This window comes from Flavobacterium sedimenticola, assembly GCF_030053345.1.
Classification (GTDB): Bacteria; Bacteroidota; Bacteroidia; order Flavobacteriales; family Flavobacteriaceae; genus Flavobacterium; species Flavobacterium sedimenticola.
Map to the genome: position 1 here is coordinate 249,947 of NZ_JASGBP010000001.1, position 15,811 is coordinate 265,757.

Below are 15,811 nucleotides of genomic sequence, written 5' to 3' on the forward strand. Positions count from 1 at the left end.
TTTGAATTCTAATTGATTTTTAACCCTTTTTTTATCATCGCTTTTTATATTTTTGCAGCATTATGGCAAAACAAGAAGATTTATTTAAGAATGTGGTTTCGCATGCAAAAGAGTACGGATTTATTTTTCCGTCGAGCGAAATATATGACGGTTTGAGCGCTGTATACGATTATGCGCAAAACGGAGTTGAATTAAAAAAGAATATTAGAGAATATTGGTGGAAAGCCATGGTGCAAATGCACGAAAACATCGTAGGCTTAGACGCCGCGATTTTGATGCATCCTACCACCTGGAAAGCTTCGGGTCACGTGGATGCGTTTAACGATCCGCTCATTGACAACAAAGACTCTAAAAAAAGATACCGTGCTGATGTTTTGATTGAGGATTATGCCGAAAAATTAAACCTGAAAGCCAAAAAAGAAATCGAAAAAGCCCGCGAACGCTTTGGTGCTGCTTTTGATGAGGAACAATACAAAACGACCAATCCGCGCGTGATGGAATACTTGGCCAAAGAACGTGAAATTTTGGAAAGAATGGGACGTTCCTTAGGAAACGGCGATTTGGATGACGTGAAAGCCTTGATTGAAGAATTGGAGATTGCCGACCCGGAGACCGGTTCGCGTAACTGGACCGATGTGAAGCAATTCAACTTAATGTTTGGGACTAAACTCGGTGCTTCGGCTGAAAATGCGATGGATTTATACTTGCGCCCGGAAACGGCTCAAGGTATTTTTGTAAACTTCTTAAATGTGCAAAAAACCGGCCGAATGAAGATTCCTTTCGGAATTGCACAAACCGGAAAAGCCTTCCGAAACGAGATCGTAGCCCGTCAGTTTATTTTCCGTATGCGCGAATTTGAGCAAATGGAAATGCAGTTTTTTGTGAAACCGGGCGAAGAAATGAAATGGTACGACTACTGGAAAGAAACCCGTTTGAAATGGCATTTGTCGTTAGGCTTAGGCGCAGCAAACTACCGTTTTCACGACCATGAAAAATTAGCCCACTACGCCAATGCCGCGGCTGATATTGAGTTTAATTTCCCGTTCGGATTTAAAGAATTGGAAGGTATTCACTCAAGAACCGACTTCGATTTGAAAGCACACGAGCAATACTCCGGTAAAAAACTACAGTATTTTGATACCGAAGAAAACAAAAACTATGTCCCTTATGTAGTGGAAACTTCAGTAGGTTTAGACCGTATGTTCTTGGCTGTTTTCTCGAAATCACTGCAGGAAGAAACCTTAGAAGACGGCTCCACCCGGACGGTATTGCGTTTGCCGAGCGTATTGGCTCCAACCAAAGCCGCTGTTTTACCGTTGGTGAAAAAAGACGGTTTGCCGGAGGTGGCACAAAAGATTATTGACGATTTGAAATGGGATTTCAATGTGGCGTATGACGAAAAAGATGCTGTGGGTCGCCGTTACCGAAGACAAGACGCATTAGGAACACCTTTTTGCATTACTGTAGATCATCAAACCTTGGAAGATGAAACCGTAACGATTCGCCACCGCGATTCGATGCAACAAGACCGTGTTAAGATTTCGGAATTGAGAAACTTGATTTTAAACGAAGTTTCGATGCGAAACTGGTTGATGAAAATGTAATTTTTAAAGAATTCCATACCCTAAAATCCCAAAATCTTTTCGATTTTGGGATTTTTGTTTTTGTAAGGATTTATCCGAGATAAAGTGCACATATTAACAGTATTAGCGTTTCTGTCAACAATTTTGAAAATTCGTTAGTCAAAATTCTACTTTCGTTATAACGAAAATCCGAACGCTTGGTCGTTTTTATTTTCTGGGTTAATTTTAAATTCTAATCTTAGCCTTATCAAAATAGTTTCCCCAAAACTACCGTTGAATTTGACTGATGATGCTTTCCCCTAAATCACGGAAAAGCGTTCATGAGCCACACTTACATAATTATTGATGACAATCCGGACGATGTCACGAAAACTCAGGCCATAGCCGAGCGGTTTCGTAACTTGTCTTTTGTCGCTTCCGCCAATAATTACGACGATGGCGTAAACCTCATCTTGGAGCATCAACCTCGATTGGTTTTTCTTGAAATTGATCCTTCGGATAAAAAAAGCAGTCTCTCACTGTCCCTCATCAACGAATTGTACCGGTATTTGAGCGTAGTGCCGAAAATTATCATCACGACTTCCAAAAAAGAATTGGCCTACGAAGCACTGAAGTACGAAGTGGTTGACTACTTGTTAAAGCCTTTAGATATTAACGATTTCAGAAAAGCCATTTTAAAATTCGACAGGGCTATCAAATCGGATTTACCGCATATGGAAGTGAAGAATCCGGCAGCCACTTTTGAGGTTCTAGACGAAGCAATTGTCGAGGAGCTTGAAACGGATGAGGATGCTGTTGAAATCAAAACGGTTGTACCTAATACCGATGCTCCGGTAACTATAGCGAAAGAACAATCACTAATCATTTGTGTCAAATCGTATGGTGATTACCGTTATATTGATTCAAATGACATTTTATATTTTGAGGCCGATAATAACTCGACCGATATTCATTTGAATAACGGCGAAATGATTACAGCGTTCAAAACCCTCAAACATTTTGAAACTGTGCTGCCCGAATCACAATTCTTACGCATCCACAATAGTTATATTATTAATGTGAATCAAGTATCGCGTATCCATACCGGAAACACCGTATGTTACATTAAAAACTCGACTACCAAACTCCCGTTCTCAAAATCGTACAAAGACAACGTAGATTTGATTATTAATCGCATTGCTTCCGGCAACTATTTGGAAATTTAGAAGAAAAATAATACATTTACTCTAAATTTATTGTCATGGAGCTTAACGTATTGATGATTGATGACCATCAATCTATAATTGAAGGATATAAAGCGATTTTGGCTTACAATTCGGGTGGATACACGCTTAACACCACGGCTGCCAACAGTTGTCAGGAAGCTTACACTATAATTACCACTCAAAAGACCGATTTTGATTTGGTTATGGTGGACTACATCATGCCACCATTTGAGGAAGAAAACTTGCATTCGGGGGAAGATTTGGTACCGTTGATTCGAAAGTACTTTCCCAAAGCCAAAATTATGATGCTGACTTCGCATTATCAGTCACTTCTGTTATTTCGATTGCTAAAAGATTGTAATCCGGAGGGTTTATTGGTAAAAAGTGATTTTACGGCTGATGATTTAATAGAGGCCTTTGACACGGTTGTTAGTGGAAATATATACTACACCTGTACTGTGGCGCAACTCAAAAAAGAACTCGAAAACACACCGAAAGTGCTGGACTACTACAACCGACAAATCATATTGCTCTTAGCACAGGGCGTACAAACCAAAAACCTACCTGATCATTTGTTTCTTTCCAAAAGCGCCATCGACAAACGCAAGGCATTAATCAAAGAGTTTTTTGGCATTGAAAAAGGTTCTGATGAAGACATATTGCGTGAAGCTCGCCGTTTGGGATATATCTAAAACAGTCACGGATTTAAAATGTACACTTTTTGTGTAACAAAGATTAAATAGTGTCACTTAACTTTACATCGATAAAAAATTCAAATTCAATCATGGTAAAAATTTGAGACTTGCCATCTTGAGTATGACACCTAACAAAAGTGGTATTTTGTTGGTAAAGAATTAATTGAAATTTTTCTGTTTATTTTGTTTGTTATTAAGCAGAAGTAAAGAAAAACAAGCACAAAGCCCTGTATCTGTTTGGACGACAAAGCAGGGCTTTTTTTATTCAAATGAGTTACTTAAATAAAATAATCCTTTTTTTCACGCTCTTCTTTGGGTCGGTGGTTTCTGCCCAAACCCATTCGGCTTGGCTCAGTGTGAAATCTGATAACGAAGCCATAACCTATCAATTTGACTCCTTTGAAGATTTAGATGAGAATCTTGACAAAATTCTCTCTGACTTTGAACCGATAACAGAGAAAAGAAAAAAAGAAAAACCGGCCGAGTTTCAAATTGAAATAACGGTAACCAAAGCCAATGTAAAAGGGTCAACTACTGTAATAAAATCGGTTCTTACCAATCAAACCGAGCTAGAAAGTGACATGATAAATTTTAAAAAACAGTTGGTTAATCTGTTGTCGTCTTTGTAAATAAATTCGGTTTTTTAGCTAAATTGCCTATATGATTAAGCCTTCACATATACTTTTAGGATTGTGTTTGATTATTTTTTGGGGCTGTTCCCAAAAAAATAATCGCATTGTACATACGCCAACTCAAGATTCTATTCAGAAATATTTGGCGCTAGCCAATTTAGACACTCTTGATCATCATAAAAGGGTAGCATATAATGACAAGGCACTCTCGTTTATCGATTTGACAAAGAATGATAGTTTGACTAGAGAATGGCTCGAGAAAATTAATTATAGATATCTTAAAGCTGGAGAATATAAAAAATTTATAAACACTATAAACTATTTTGAAGAAAAAGTCTTTGAGAAAAATAATCGTTCGGGTATTGCAAAATTCCATAAGCTTAAAGGCCTTTATTTTCATTTTTTAAAAATGAATGATTCTGCATATTATCACTATATCAAGGCAGAATATATTTTTAAAAGTTTGGGAAATAGACTTGAAATGGCTAAAATGTTACTCAATAAATCATATATTCAAAACAACCTCAATGACTATTTAGGGGCTGAACTTTCTGCAAAAAAAGCAAATTATATTTTTAAGAAAAAAAAGGTTTATAATCTTGAATATGATAGCCTTATTTTATTGGGAAATGTTTATCAATCAATCGGTGAAGATGATAAATCTATAAAATCCTACAATACCGCTTTATCATTAGTTGACAAGTTTAATAAAACCAGTGAAGATTGTGTAAAAAGCACTTGTTTAAATAATATCGGGAATGTTTATAGGGAACAGAATAATTACAAATTAGCTATATTATACTTTAAAAAATCTTTAAAAGAGATGTCTGTTTGTAAAAAAGACAAGGCTTTATTGGGAATATTATCAAACAATTTGGGATACTGCTATCTGAAAACAAATACCTTAAAATCTCCTCTAATATTCCAATCGGCTAAAAAAACATTAGATAGTTTAGGAATAAAAAATGAAAGTGCAATGTCTGATATTTACCTATCGGAATTCTACATCAAAAAAGAAGACTCTATAAGGGCAAATCTACATGCAGAGTCTGCCTTAAAGTTAACAAAGTTGTCCAAAGCATCCGATTTTTATCTCACTGCTTTAACTAATGCCGGTAGGATTAATCCAAAAAAAGCTCACATTTATATACAAGAATTTAAACACATCAACGATAGTCTACTTTTTAAAGAACGAACAGCTAGAAACCAGTACTATAAAATACAACTTGAGACTGAGGAAATCAATCAACAAAAAAACAATGCCTTAAAACAACGCACAATTATAGTTATTATTGCTTTCGGCCTACTGTTGATTACCCTATTGCTAATTATAATCTTTTGGCAACGGTTAAAACAAAAAGAACTCAAAGTTATTCAAGTACAACAAAAATCTAATGCAGAGATTTACCATTTGATGTTGCTTCAAAAAGACAAAGAGGAAGCCGCACGCGAATCAGAGCGAAAAAGAATCAGTATGGAATTGCACGACAGCGTGATGAATAAATTGTCAAGTATTCGACTTAATCTATCGGTGATTAAAAAACAACACAACGACAAAACCAACCATGATTTTGACAAACAGGTAAAAGACATTTTTAAAGTAGAAACCGAGATTCGCAACATTACCCACAACCTTAATGAAAAAGGGTTGGATCAAAACTTTCACTTTGAAAAAATGCTGGAGGAATTTATTGATGAACAAAACAAATTCAACCGGATCGCTTTCTCTATATCCGTCGATCAAAGTATAGATTGGGACGTAGTTTCCTATATTAAGAAAATGAATCTGTACCGAATCATCCAAGAGGCATGTCACAACATCAACAAGCATTCTCATGCCAGCGTTGCTACAATCAGTATAAAAAAAGAGGCCGAGAAAATTAAAACAACCATTTCCGACAACGGTATTGGCTTTAATGCTTCAAATCCAAATCAGGGCATCGGGTTACATAACATTCGATTTCGTGTGGCCTCATTAAAAGGAAATCTCACCATTACATCTACAGAGAAAGAAAAAACCATCCTCTTCGTTTCCATTCCACTTGACTAAATTCATTTGGCCAAATGAGAACACATCTTTTTGTGTATCTAAAACAATTTGAATCTGTTCTTTAGGGAATCAATTTCTTCAAAAACGGCATGATTTAGCCCAAAACCCAAAAATCATCCACCACGATTTGCCTATCATCTACTCACAAACGACACCATTCTACCACAAACACCTTAATACATAGGGCCTCGCAGAGACTTCCTTTTTAGTTTTACATCGTGAAAGTGTGAAAGCCTCAAATCGTTTACAGCTCACACACCTTTTAAAGTGAAACAAAAACATTAACAATAAAAAGTCTCAAATTATGAAAAAATTAGCAACTACATTCGGACTATTGGCTTTAATGCTTGTGGTAACGTCTTTTACTACGCCAAGTGATACTGGTGGAAGAACTCCAGGAGGGTTAGGCTTAACTCTTGAAACTGGCGGAAGAACTCCTGGTGGATTAGGTTTAACCGTTGAAACTGGTGGAAGAACTCCTGGTGGATTAGGTTTAACTGTTGAAACTGGCGGAAGAACTCCAGGTGGATTAGGTTTCAATCTAGAGAGAGGTTCTTTTACACCTGCTACATACTAAACAGAGATTTAAATATATTAAATAAAGAAAGCTATCAAAATTTTGATAGCTTTTTTTTTATTGTATATATTTACGTTTTTATGAAAAATTTTTACTTTGAAACAAAGTTTATTCATATTACTACTTTTTCTTTTTTTTAGTTGTAACAAAAAAAAGAGCTCAAACCCAGAATCAAATACTAATGATAGTTTAGTTTATTACAGTAGAATTCTGTCCAATGACAAAAAAAGTTTTGAATTAAAATCAGAAACTTCTAAAAAAGCTATTCTGTTTGCTGAAAAAAAAGAAAACAGTAAAGCTAAAAGAGAAGCTCTACTAAGTGTAATAACTTTTCAAGTTCTGAATCAAGACTACTTTAGATTTGATTTTGCCTACAAAACTTTACTTGAAAATTCTATAGCTGCAAATGACTCGGTAAATATTGCCAATGCATATCGTTTTAAAGCAAGTTATTTGAAAAACAATGCTGTTTACGATAGTGCTTTTTACTTTTATGGAAAATCTGAAAAAATATTTAAAAATCTCAACGATGAAGAAAATCTTGGGAATATATTATTAAATAAAAGTGTTACACAATATTTTGCTAATGATTTTCTAAAAGCTGATTTAACGGCAACTAAAGCATATAATATTCTAAAAAATCAAGATGATAAATACAAAATTTATGTTATTTTGACTATTCTCGGCAATATTAATAGTGAATTAAATGAATATGAAAAGGCTTTAGAATATTATAAAAAAGGGCTAGAAACAATTGAAAAGAATAATATTGATAATAATCAACATCCAAAAGCAACATCTCTAAACAACATTGGTCACATCTATAAGCTTCAAAAAAAGTATAATGAGGCAATAACCTATTTTAATCTAGCATTAGAAAATAGAAATATAATTAAAGACACTCCCGATTTATATGTTTTACTACTAGATAATCTCGCTTATTGTAAATTCAAAGTAAAAGATTATTCCCGCTTACCTGAAATGTTTTTAGAGTCATTAAAAATTAGCGATAGTCTTAAACTTTATTCAAGTTCGATTTACAGTTTAAATCATCTTTCTGAATACTATGCTGCTAATAATGATTATGAAAATGCTAGAAAATGTTCTGAACGCGCAATTTCACTTTCTAAAATGACTAAATTACCTGTTGATCTCCTAAGCGCACTAAAACAAGGATCGTTAGTTTTTCCTTCCGAAGAATCAAAAAAGCTATCTCAAGATTACATTAGAATTAATGATAGTTTACAACAAACCGAGCGGAAATCACAAGAAAAATTTGCTAAAATTCAACTAGAAACTGATGAGATAATCCAAGAAAAAGAAGGCCTCGCCGAAAAAAACCGCAATCTACTCTATGTGTTTGTCGTTTCTTTTATTTTGGTTGTTTTATTGTTTGTAGTCCGTGCCCAACGTGCCCGTACCCGTGAACTCTTATACAAACAAGCGCAACAAAAAGCCAACGAAGACATCTACAACCTTATGATGTCTCAACAAGCTATTATCGACGAAAGCCGCAGCAAAGAAAAGAAACGATTGGCTCAAGACTTACATGATGGTGTTTTAGGTCGTATGTTTGGGTTGCGACTCAACCTAGACAGTCTTAACTCGAGTACCGATGAAGAAGCTGTACAAAGGCGCTTTGAGCTTCTTAATGAACTCAAAACCATTGAGCAGGATATTCGTGAAATTTCACACGACTTGAATCGTGAAAAACAAGTTTTAATTAATAACTTTGTTTCAATCGTTCATAATTTGTTGGAAGAGCAGAAGAATGCTTTTGAGGCTAATGTTAATTATGCCATTGATGATACCATCAATTGGGATAAAATAGGGAACACTATCAAAATCAACCTATATCGAATATTACAAGAAGGTCTGCAAAACATTAACAAATACGCTAACGCTAAAAATATTTGGGTTGAGATTAGCGGAAATGCTGAAAGCGTTTCCCTAACCATTCAAGACGACGGCATCGGCTTTGACGTTAACCGAAAAAGTAAAGGAATAGGCATGCAAAACATGATTTCCCGTACACATGATTGTAAAGGAATCATCGATATACAATCGAAAAAAGATCAAGGAACCAAAATTATCATTACCGTACCTATAGAAACCAAACAACCTGAAACTATTACCCAAGAATGAAAAGCCCAATCCAAATTTTAATTGTAGACGATCATCCGTTTATCATCGAAGCCTACAAAAACGCCATTAACAAATACGGCCAAAACGGCTATGAATTTGTCGTAACCCAGGCCAATAACTGCAAATCCGGTTACGAGAACATCACCAGTCCGACACAACCCTTCGATATTGCTTTTTTTGATATCAGTATGCCCGAATATGCCGAAAAAGGCATTTATTCCGGTGAAGATTTAGCCCTATTGATGAAAGCCGAAATGCCTAATTGTAAAGTAATTTTATTGACGATGCACACCGAACTGCTCAAAATCAATAACATCATCAAAAATATCAATCCCAGCGGCTTAATCATCAAAAACGACTTGACTTTCGATGAATTACTGTTCGCCTTCGATAAAATTATCAATAACGAAAGTTACTACAGCCAAACTGTAATCAAATTGGTGGGTCAGGCACAATATAACAACATCGAACTAGATGTTTTCGACAAACAAATCCTTTTCCATTTATCAAAAGGTGTAAAAACCAAGGATTTACCTACGTACATTCCGCTTTCCCTAAGTGCTATAGAAAAAAGAAAACTCAACATCCGTGAAATTCTGGAAGTCGCCGGTGGTACGGATGTCGATTTGATTCGAGAAGCCAAAAATAAAGGTGTCATTTAACGATTTTACGGGAAACCGTAATCAAATATGCGGGAAACCGTAACCGCCATTTTTACTGCAACTACTACCTTAGCAGTATGATTTCAGGGTTAGTATTTGTAGAATTTAATTAGTAGTAACTGTAGTTGGCTGCTTTTTAATTTACAAGACTTTAGGGGGAAAGCGATACTTTCGGGTATCGCTTTTTTTTATTCACTAATGGCATCCCAACCCCGCGCTTTCAAAGGTATTTTGGTATTCGCTCTCGTAATTAAGTGTATCCCTTCGCTTTCTTGCGTCATGTGACCAATCACCGTGAAATTCGGATTGGCTTTTATCTTATCAAAATCTTCCAAAGCAATCGTAAACAATAACTCATAATCTTCCCCGCCATTAATGGCTACCGTGGTGGAATCGATATTGAATTCTTCACAAACATTGATGAACTGAGGATCTACCGGGATTTTTTCTTCGAATAAATTACACCCAACTTTACTTTGCTTGCAAATATGGATAATCTCTGAAGACAAACCGTCTGAAATATCAATCATAGACGTTGGTTTTACCTCTAATTTTTCCAATAACTCCCGAATATCAGTTCGGGCCTCCGGCTTTAATTGTCGCTCAATCAAGTACGTATAATTGTCCAAATCGGGCTGATTGTTCGGATTCACCTGAAAAACCTGCTTTTCGCGCTCCAACACCTGCAATCCCATATAGGCCGATCCTAAATCGCCGGTAACCACCAGCAAATCATTTTCTTTGGCACCGTTGCGATATACGATTTCCTGTTCATCGGCCTCACCTATAGCGGTGATGGACAGTATCATTCCCTTTTGCGACGAAGTTGTATCGCCACCTACGACATCTACTTGGTATATTTTGGCCGCCATGGCAATCCCTTCAAACAATTCTTCTAAAGCTTCCAACGGAAATCGATTCGATACCGCAATCGACACCGTAATTTGGGTAGGCTTGGCATTCATTGCCGCAATATCGGATAAATTCACCACTACAGCCTTGTATCCCAAATGCTTCAACGGCATGTAACTCAAATCGAAATGAACGCCTTCAATCAGCAAATCCGTTGACACGACCGTCTTTTTCCCATTAAAATCTAAAATAGCAGCATCGTCGCCGATGCTTTTTAACGTCGAAGCTTGCTTTACCTCAAAATGTTGGGTCAAATGATGAATCAATCCGAATTCTCCTAATTGAGAAAGCGGTGTACGTTGCGGTGTTTTATCTTCTAACATTTTTCTAGGGTTCTAAGGTGCAAAGATACTAAGGTTCTAAGGTTTATTCCAACAAAAAACCCGATTGCTTTCACAACCGGGTTCTTTCTATAATATGTTACTTAGTGCCTCAGCAACTCAAAAACTTAGCGCCTAATCATTAATCATTCAACTTCAATACCGCCATAAACGCTTCCTGCGGAATCTCTACGTTTCCTACCTGACGCATTCTCTTCTTCCCTTTTTTCTGTTTCTCCAAGAGTTTACGCTTACGCGAAATATCACCTCCGTAACACTTAGCGGTAACGTCTTTACGCAACGCTTTGATGGTTTCACGGGCGATGATTTTAGCACCAATCGCGGCCTGAATCGGAATATCAAATTGCTGTCTCGGAATCAACTCACGTAATTTCTCACACATTTTTTTTCCAATGTTGTACGCATTGTCTTCGTGAATCAAAGCCGATAATGCATCGACCGAATTGCTGTTCAACAACACGTCTAACTTCACCAATTTGGAGGTACGCATCCCAATCGGCGAATAATCAAACGACGCATACCCTTTGGAAACCGTTTTCAATCGATCGTAAAAATCAAATACAATCTCAGCCAACGGCATGTCAAAATTCAATTCCACACGCTCGGTGGTTAAATAGGTCTGATTGGTGATTATGCCGCGTTTTTCGATACACAAACTCATCACATTCCCCACAAAATCGGCTTTAGTAATAATCGTCGCTTTAATAAACGGCTCTTCTACGCGGTCTAATTTAGACGGTTCCGGTAAATCCGACGGATTATTCACCACAATCGGCGTATCGGGCTCTTTTTTGGTATAGGCCAAATACGACACGTTCGGAACCGTAGTAATTACCGTCATATCAAATTCGCGTTCCAAACGCTCCTGAATGATTTCCAAGTGCAGCATCCCTAAGAATCCGCAACGGAAACCAAATCCCAAAGCAGCCGAACTTTCGGGTGCAAATACCAAGGACGCATCATTCAATTGCAACTTCTCCATCGAAGCACGCAAATCTTCATAATCCTCGGTATCTACCGGATAAATCCCGGCAAAAACCATCGGTTTTACATCCTCAAAACCCACAATCATATTGGTCGTTGGCGTCTTGGCATCGGTAATGGTGTCACCCACTTTAACTTCTTTCGCTTCTTTAATTCCCGAAATCAAATACCCTACATCGCCGGTAGAAATCACCTCCTTCGGCACCTGATTCAGTTTTAACGTCCCGACTTCATCGGCAAAATACTCGCTGCCGGTAGCCATAAACTTAATCTTTTGTCCTTTGCGAATTTCACCGTTTTTTACGCGGAAAATAACTTCGATGCCGCGAAACGGATTGTACACCGAATCAAATATCAACGCTTGCAACGGTTCTTCTTTACTGCCTTTCGGCGGCGGAATGCGCTCGATAATGGCTTCTAATATTTTATCTACTCCAAAACCGGTTTTCCCCGAAGCATGGATAATTTCTTCCAATTTACAGCCCAACAAATCCACGATGTCATCACTCACTTCTTCCGGATTGGCACTCGGCAAGTCGACTTTATTCAACACCGGAATAATTTCCAAATCGTTTTCCAAAGCCAAATACAAGTTGGAAATCGTCTGTGCTTGTATGCTTTGCGCCGCATCCACAATCAACAACGCGCCTTCGCAAGCGGCGATTGAGCGTGATACTTCATACGAAAAATCGACGTGCCCGGGTGTATCAATCAAATTCAAAATGTATTTTTCCCCTTTATAGGTGTATTCCATCTGAATGGCGTGACTCTTAATCGTAATCCCACGCTCGCGCTCCAAATCCATGTTGTCCAACAACTGCGCCTTCTCTTCACGGGCCGTTACGGTTTGGGTAGCTCCCAACAATCGGTCGGCCAACGTACTTTTCCCATGGTCAATGTGGGCAATAATGCAAAAGTTTCTAATATTCTTCATTTCTATCGCTATCAATTTATCATACTGTCCCAAAGCTTCGGGATATCAAAGTATGGGCATTCCCGCCAAGGCGGTCAGGCTTTCGGCTGCACGCGGTGCTTGCCTCAATCCTTAATGCATTTAATCGGCAAATATAGGCTAAATTCGTCAGTTTCAAAGCCCGAAAAGCAGTCTTTACATGCTATTCTTTCAACTTTTCTTTTAAAAATTGTATTTTTGCCCTCTCAAGACCGAAAGTCGGACTTTTACAAAGTAAAAAATCAATACCATGCCCAAAATCGGCAACATCCAATTACCGGATTTTCCACTCTTACTCGCCCCTATGGAAGACGTGAGCGATCCGCCGTTTCGCCGTTTGTGCAAACTACACGGCGCCGATTTGATGTATTCCGAATTCATCTCTTCTGAAGGACTTATTCGCGATGCGATTAAAAGCCGCCAAAAGCTCGACATCTTTGATTATGAAAGACCGGTCGGCATTCAAATTTTCGGCGGCGATGAAGAAGCCATGGAACTATCCGCCAAAATTGTCGATACCGTACAGCCCGATTTAGTCGATATCAACTTTGGTTGCCCGGTGAAAAAAGTGGTCTGTAAAGGCGCCGGTGCCGGTGTATTGAAAGATGTCGATTTAATGATTCGCCTTACCAAAGCGGTAATCAAAGGCACCAATTTGCCGGTCACCGTAAAAACGCGTTTGGGCTGGGATGAAAATTCGATTAATATTGACGAAGTGGCCGAACGCCTACAGGATGTTGGCGTACAGGCTTTAACCATACACGCACGCACCCGGGCCCAGATGTACAAAGGCCATTCCGATTGGTCGCACATCGCTCGTGTCAAAAACAACCCGCGCATTACCATGCCTATTTTTGGCAACGGCGATATCGATTCGCCCGAAAAAGCCCTGGAATACAAAAACAAATACGGCATCGACGGCATTATGATTGGTCGCGCCGCCATTGGCTATCCCTGGATTTTTAACGAAATCAAACATTATTTTAACACCGGAGAACATTTGCCGTTACCAAGTATGAACGACCGTATCGAAGCGGCTCGCAATCATTTAATTTGGTCGATGGAATGGAAAGGAGAACGATTGGGTATCGTGGAAATGCGCCGTCATTACACCAACTACTTTAAAGGTGTCCACGGTTTTAAAGAATACAAACACCGCTTGGTTACAACCGACGACCATAACGCATTGCTTCAGATTTTTGAAGAAATCAAGGAAGCCTATGCCCATTATCAAATGGTTTAGTCGAATAAGGCTTTACTCACTCGGCTGCTGGCAATCCAGCTGGAAATAAATCCTAAAAAAGTAATGGTAACCAAAACAATCAAACCGTTTTGAACCTCAAAAACTACAGGATACGGTAAGGTTTCGGTAATCATAATCAAGTTGAATGCTTTTTGAGCGAACACTATCGCTGACCCGAGGGCAATACCAATTAGTCCGCTAATCACGCAAAGTAAAAGACCATATAATAAAAAGATACTGCGCAGGCTTTTTATCGGAGTCCCCAACGACAACAACGTTTTCAAATGGTCTTTTTTATCAATAATAATCATGAAAACAGCGCCGGCAAAAGCAAACAAAATCATGATGATGACCAAAGTAAAAATTAAATAGAGGATAAAATTCTCGGTGTTGAGCATTTTATATAAGGTAGCATTTTGTTGGGCTCGGTTTTTAATACTGATGGTATCTCCCAAAATTTGGCGCAGTTTCAGAATAACATTCTCTTCGTTGGCATTGGGTTTCAACTTTATTTCGATACCCGAAATTTCGTTCGCCTGCAATTCGAGTAATTTTTGAGCCAACAATAAATCGCAAAACACATACTTGCTGTCGAGTTCTTCACTCACCGCATAAATCCCAACCGGAATAAGTGCCGCTTTGTTAAATGCGTCGGCTTCGCTTTCAATCACGTTCTTTCCTTTTCGAGGCACATACACTTCAAAAGCATTGTTAAAGTCAAACAATCCCAAGGAAAGTTTTTCCGATATGCCATAGCCCAAAACCACATCGTACGAATTGGGCTGCAACCATTTTCCGTTAAAAATATTGTTTTTGGCAATAACATTGGTTTGGGTAAACCGGGTATCAACACCCTTCAGGTAGGCCACTTGCTCTTTGCCGTCAAAAAAAAACAGCACTTTTTCTTCCAATACCTTACTGTACGAAGCAATTCCTTCGAGATTTTTGATTTGCATTTCCTGATTCGGTGAAAACACAAATGTCTTGCCTTTAATGGCGGTCGCTTTTATATCGGGATCAAAATCGTTGGAAAACGAGAGGCTGAATTCTCTCAACCCGCTAAATACCGAAAGCACCACAAACAAGGCCAAAGAACCCATAACAATGCCCACCGCTGCAATTCGGGTAATAATGTTAATGGCGTTGGTCTTGCTTTTACTGAAAAGATACCGTTGGGCTATGTAGAGCGGAAAATTCAAAGGATACTAATCGTTTATTTGGAGTTAGCAATAGAATTGGAAGCCAATTAAAACTTCTTGCGCTTCTCTAGCAGGTCGCGGTTTTCAATAGGATTTTCTCTCCCGGCCAGGGCATTGTCAATTTTTTCGATATAATCCAGCGAATCATCAATATAAAACACCAAGTTGGGCACTTTTCGGAGCTGTAACTTTACGCGTTGCGCCAAATCGTGTTTAATCAAAGGAGCATTGGTTTTTACCGCTTCAAGCAATTCGGCCGCTTTTTCTTGCGGAAAAACACTCAAATACACTTTGGCGATAGACAAATCGGTGGTTACACTCACTTTAGAAACCGAAATTACCAAATTAGCAATTCCGTTTTTACGCACTTCTCCTTGCAGAATATCCACCAAATCCTTTTGCAATACACTTCCGATTTTTTTCTGTCTGTTTGTTTCCATGCCGCAAAAATACGATTTTTAAATTGCAAAGTTACAGCCTTGTACCGTTTTTAGAAGCACACCATTATCTTCTTTAAGAAACCCTGTCCCGCTGTCCGCTTTACTTCGGTATCGCTTCCATCGGGGCTATACATCCCGTGAAGCGGTTTTAGACTTGCTGTTGAAAAGCTTCAATTTGGGTTTTAACCTAC

At 38.2% G+C, this 15,811-nt stretch carries 13 protein-coding genes; 9 read left to right on the plus strand and 4 right to left on the minus strand.

Annotated features, from left to right (window positions below; translation table 11 throughout):
- The first annotated feature begins 62 nt into the window (after positions 1–62).
- The 8 genes from QHT84_RS01005 (at position 63) to QHT84_RS01040 (ending at position 9,549) form a co-directional block, all read left to right on the plus strand.
- Positions 63–1,604 carry a glycine--tRNA ligase gene (locus tag QHT84_RS01005; protein WP_283237671.1) on the plus strand — a complete coding sequence of 514 codons (1,542 nt, stop codon included), beginning with the start codon at positions 63–65 and terminating at the stop codon, positions 1,602–1,604.
- A gap of 299 nt (positions 1,605–1,903) precedes the next feature.
- Positions 1,904–2,788, plus strand: coding sequence for a LytR/AlgR family response regulator transcription factor (locus tag QHT84_RS01010; protein ID WP_283237672.1), 885 nt, complete (start codon positions 1,904–1,906; stop codon positions 2,786–2,788).
- A 35-nt stretch (positions 2,789–2,823) separates the two neighbouring features.
- Entirely contained in the window at positions 2,824–3,480 is a 657-nt protein-coding gene (locus QHT84_RS01015; protein ID WP_283237673.1) for a response regulator, read from the plus strand.
- A 272-nt stretch (positions 3,481–3,752) separates the two neighbouring features.
- Complete coding sequence (locus QHT84_RS01020; protein ID WP_283237674.1) at positions 3,753–4,112, plus strand: hypothetical protein; 360 nt, start codon at positions 3,753–3,755, stop codon at positions 4,110–4,112.
- 31 nt (positions 4,113–4,143) lie between these two features.
- Complete coding sequence (locus QHT84_RS01025) at positions 4,144–6,165, plus strand: tetratricopeptide repeat-containing sensor histidine kinase (RefSeq protein ID WP_283237675.1); 2,022 nt, start codon at positions 4,144–4,146, stop codon at positions 6,163–6,165.
- A gap of 304 nt (positions 6,166–6,469) precedes the next feature.
- Positions 6,470–6,742, plus strand: coding sequence for a hypothetical protein (locus QHT84_RS01030; protein WP_283237676.1), 273 nt, complete (start codon positions 6,470–6,472; stop codon positions 6,740–6,742).
- A 96-nt stretch (positions 6,743–6,838) separates the two neighbouring features.
- Complete coding sequence (locus QHT84_RS01035) at positions 6,839–8,887, plus strand: tetratricopeptide repeat-containing sensor histidine kinase (protein ID WP_283237677.1); 2,049 nt, start codon at positions 6,839–6,841, stop codon at positions 8,885–8,887.
- Positions 8,884–9,549 carry a response regulator gene (locus QHT84_RS01040; RefSeq protein ID WP_283237678.1) on the plus strand — a complete coding sequence of 222 codons (666 nt, stop codon included), beginning with the start codon at positions 8,884–8,886 and terminating at the stop codon, positions 9,547–9,549. The genes QHT84_RS01035 and QHT84_RS01040 overlap by 4 nt, the downstream gene beginning before the upstream one ends.
- 188 nt (positions 9,550–9,737) lie before the next feature.
- On the opposite strand, the gene thiL is transcribed toward QHT84_RS01040, so the two are convergent.
- Complete coding sequence (gene thiL / locus QHT84_RS01045) at positions 9,738–10,784, minus strand: thiamine-phosphate kinase (protein ID WP_283237679.1); 1,047 nt, start codon at positions 10,782–10,784, stop codon at positions 9,738–9,740.
- Positions 10,785–10,923: 139 nt separating this feature from the next.
- Positions 10,924–12,720 carry a translation elongation factor 4 gene (gene lepA, locus QHT84_RS01050; protein ID WP_283237680.1) on the minus strand — a complete coding sequence of 599 codons (1,797 nt, stop codon included), beginning with the start codon at positions 12,718–12,720 and terminating at the stop codon, positions 10,924–10,926.
- A 268-nt stretch (positions 12,721–12,988) separates the two neighbouring features.
- On the opposite strand from lepA, the gene dusB reads away from it, so the two are divergent.
- Positions 12,989–13,981: a tRNA dihydrouridine synthase DusB gene (gene dusB, locus QHT84_RS01055; protein WP_283237681.1), complete on the plus strand. Its 993-nt coding sequence runs from the start codon at positions 12,989–12,991 to the stop codon at positions 13,979–13,981.
- Here the strand turns inward: dusB and QHT84_RS01060 are convergent.
- Together QHT84_RS01060 and rbfA are read right to left on the minus strand one after the other, a co-directional pair.
- Positions 13,978–15,180 carry an ABC transporter permease gene (locus QHT84_RS01060; RefSeq protein ID WP_283237682.1) on the minus strand — a complete coding sequence of 401 codons (1,203 nt, stop codon included), beginning with the start codon at positions 15,178–15,180 and terminating at the stop codon, positions 13,978–13,980. The two genes, dusB and QHT84_RS01060, sit on opposite strands and share 4 nt — an antisense overlap.
- Positions 15,181–15,227: 47 nt before the next feature.
- The gene (gene rbfA / locus QHT84_RS01065) at positions 15,228–15,620 is read right to left on the minus strand and encodes a 30S ribosome-binding factor RbfA (RefSeq protein ID WP_283237683.1); all 393 of its coding nucleotides are present in this window, start codon (positions 15,618–15,620) and stop codon (positions 15,228–15,230) included.
- Positions 15,621–15,811: the final 191 nt, after the last annotated feature.

What these genes read in the sequence shown, in the direction of transcription:
- QHT84_RS01005 (WP_283237671.1), top strand. Translation starts at nt 63, where the DNA reads ATGGCAAAACAAGAAGATTTATTTAAGAATGTGGTTTCGCATGCAAAA.
- QHT84_RS01010 (WP_283237672.1), top strand. Translation starts at nt 1,904, where the DNA reads ATGAGCCACACTTACATAATTATTGATGACAATCCGGACGATGTCACG.
- QHT84_RS01015 (WP_283237673.1), top strand. Translation starts at nt 2,824, where the DNA reads ATGGAGCTTAACGTATTGATGATTGATGACCATCAATCTATAATTGAA.
- QHT84_RS01020 (WP_283237674.1), top strand. Translation starts at nt 3,753, where the DNA reads ATGAGTTACTTAAATAAAATAATCCTTTTTTTCACGCTCTTCTTTGGG.
- QHT84_RS01025 (WP_283237675.1), top strand. Translation starts at nt 4,144, where the DNA reads ATGATTAAGCCTTCACATATACTTTTAGGATTGTGTTTGATTATTTTT.
- QHT84_RS01030 (WP_283237676.1), top strand. Translation starts at nt 6,470, where the DNA reads ATGAAAAAATTAGCAACTACATTCGGACTATTGGCTTTAATGCTTGTG.
- QHT84_RS01040 (WP_283237678.1), top strand. Translation starts at nt 8,884, where the DNA reads ATGAAAAGCCCAATCCAAATTTTAATTGTAGACGATCATCCGTTTATC.
- thiL (WP_283237679.1), bottom strand. Translation starts at nt 10,784, where the DNA reads ATGTTAGAAGATAAAACACCGCAACGTACACCGCTTTCTCAATTAGGA.
- lepA (WP_283237680.1), bottom strand. Translation starts at nt 12,720, where the DNA reads ATGAAGAATATTAGAAACTTTTGCATTATTGCCCACATTGACCATGGG.
- dusB (WP_283237681.1), top strand. Translation starts at nt 12,989, where the DNA reads ATGCCCAAAATCGGCAACATCCAATTACCGGATTTTCCACTCTTACTC.
- rbfA (WP_283237683.1), bottom strand. Translation starts at nt 15,620, where the DNA reads ATGGAAACAAACAGACAGAAAAAAATCGGAAGTGTATTGCAAAAGGAT.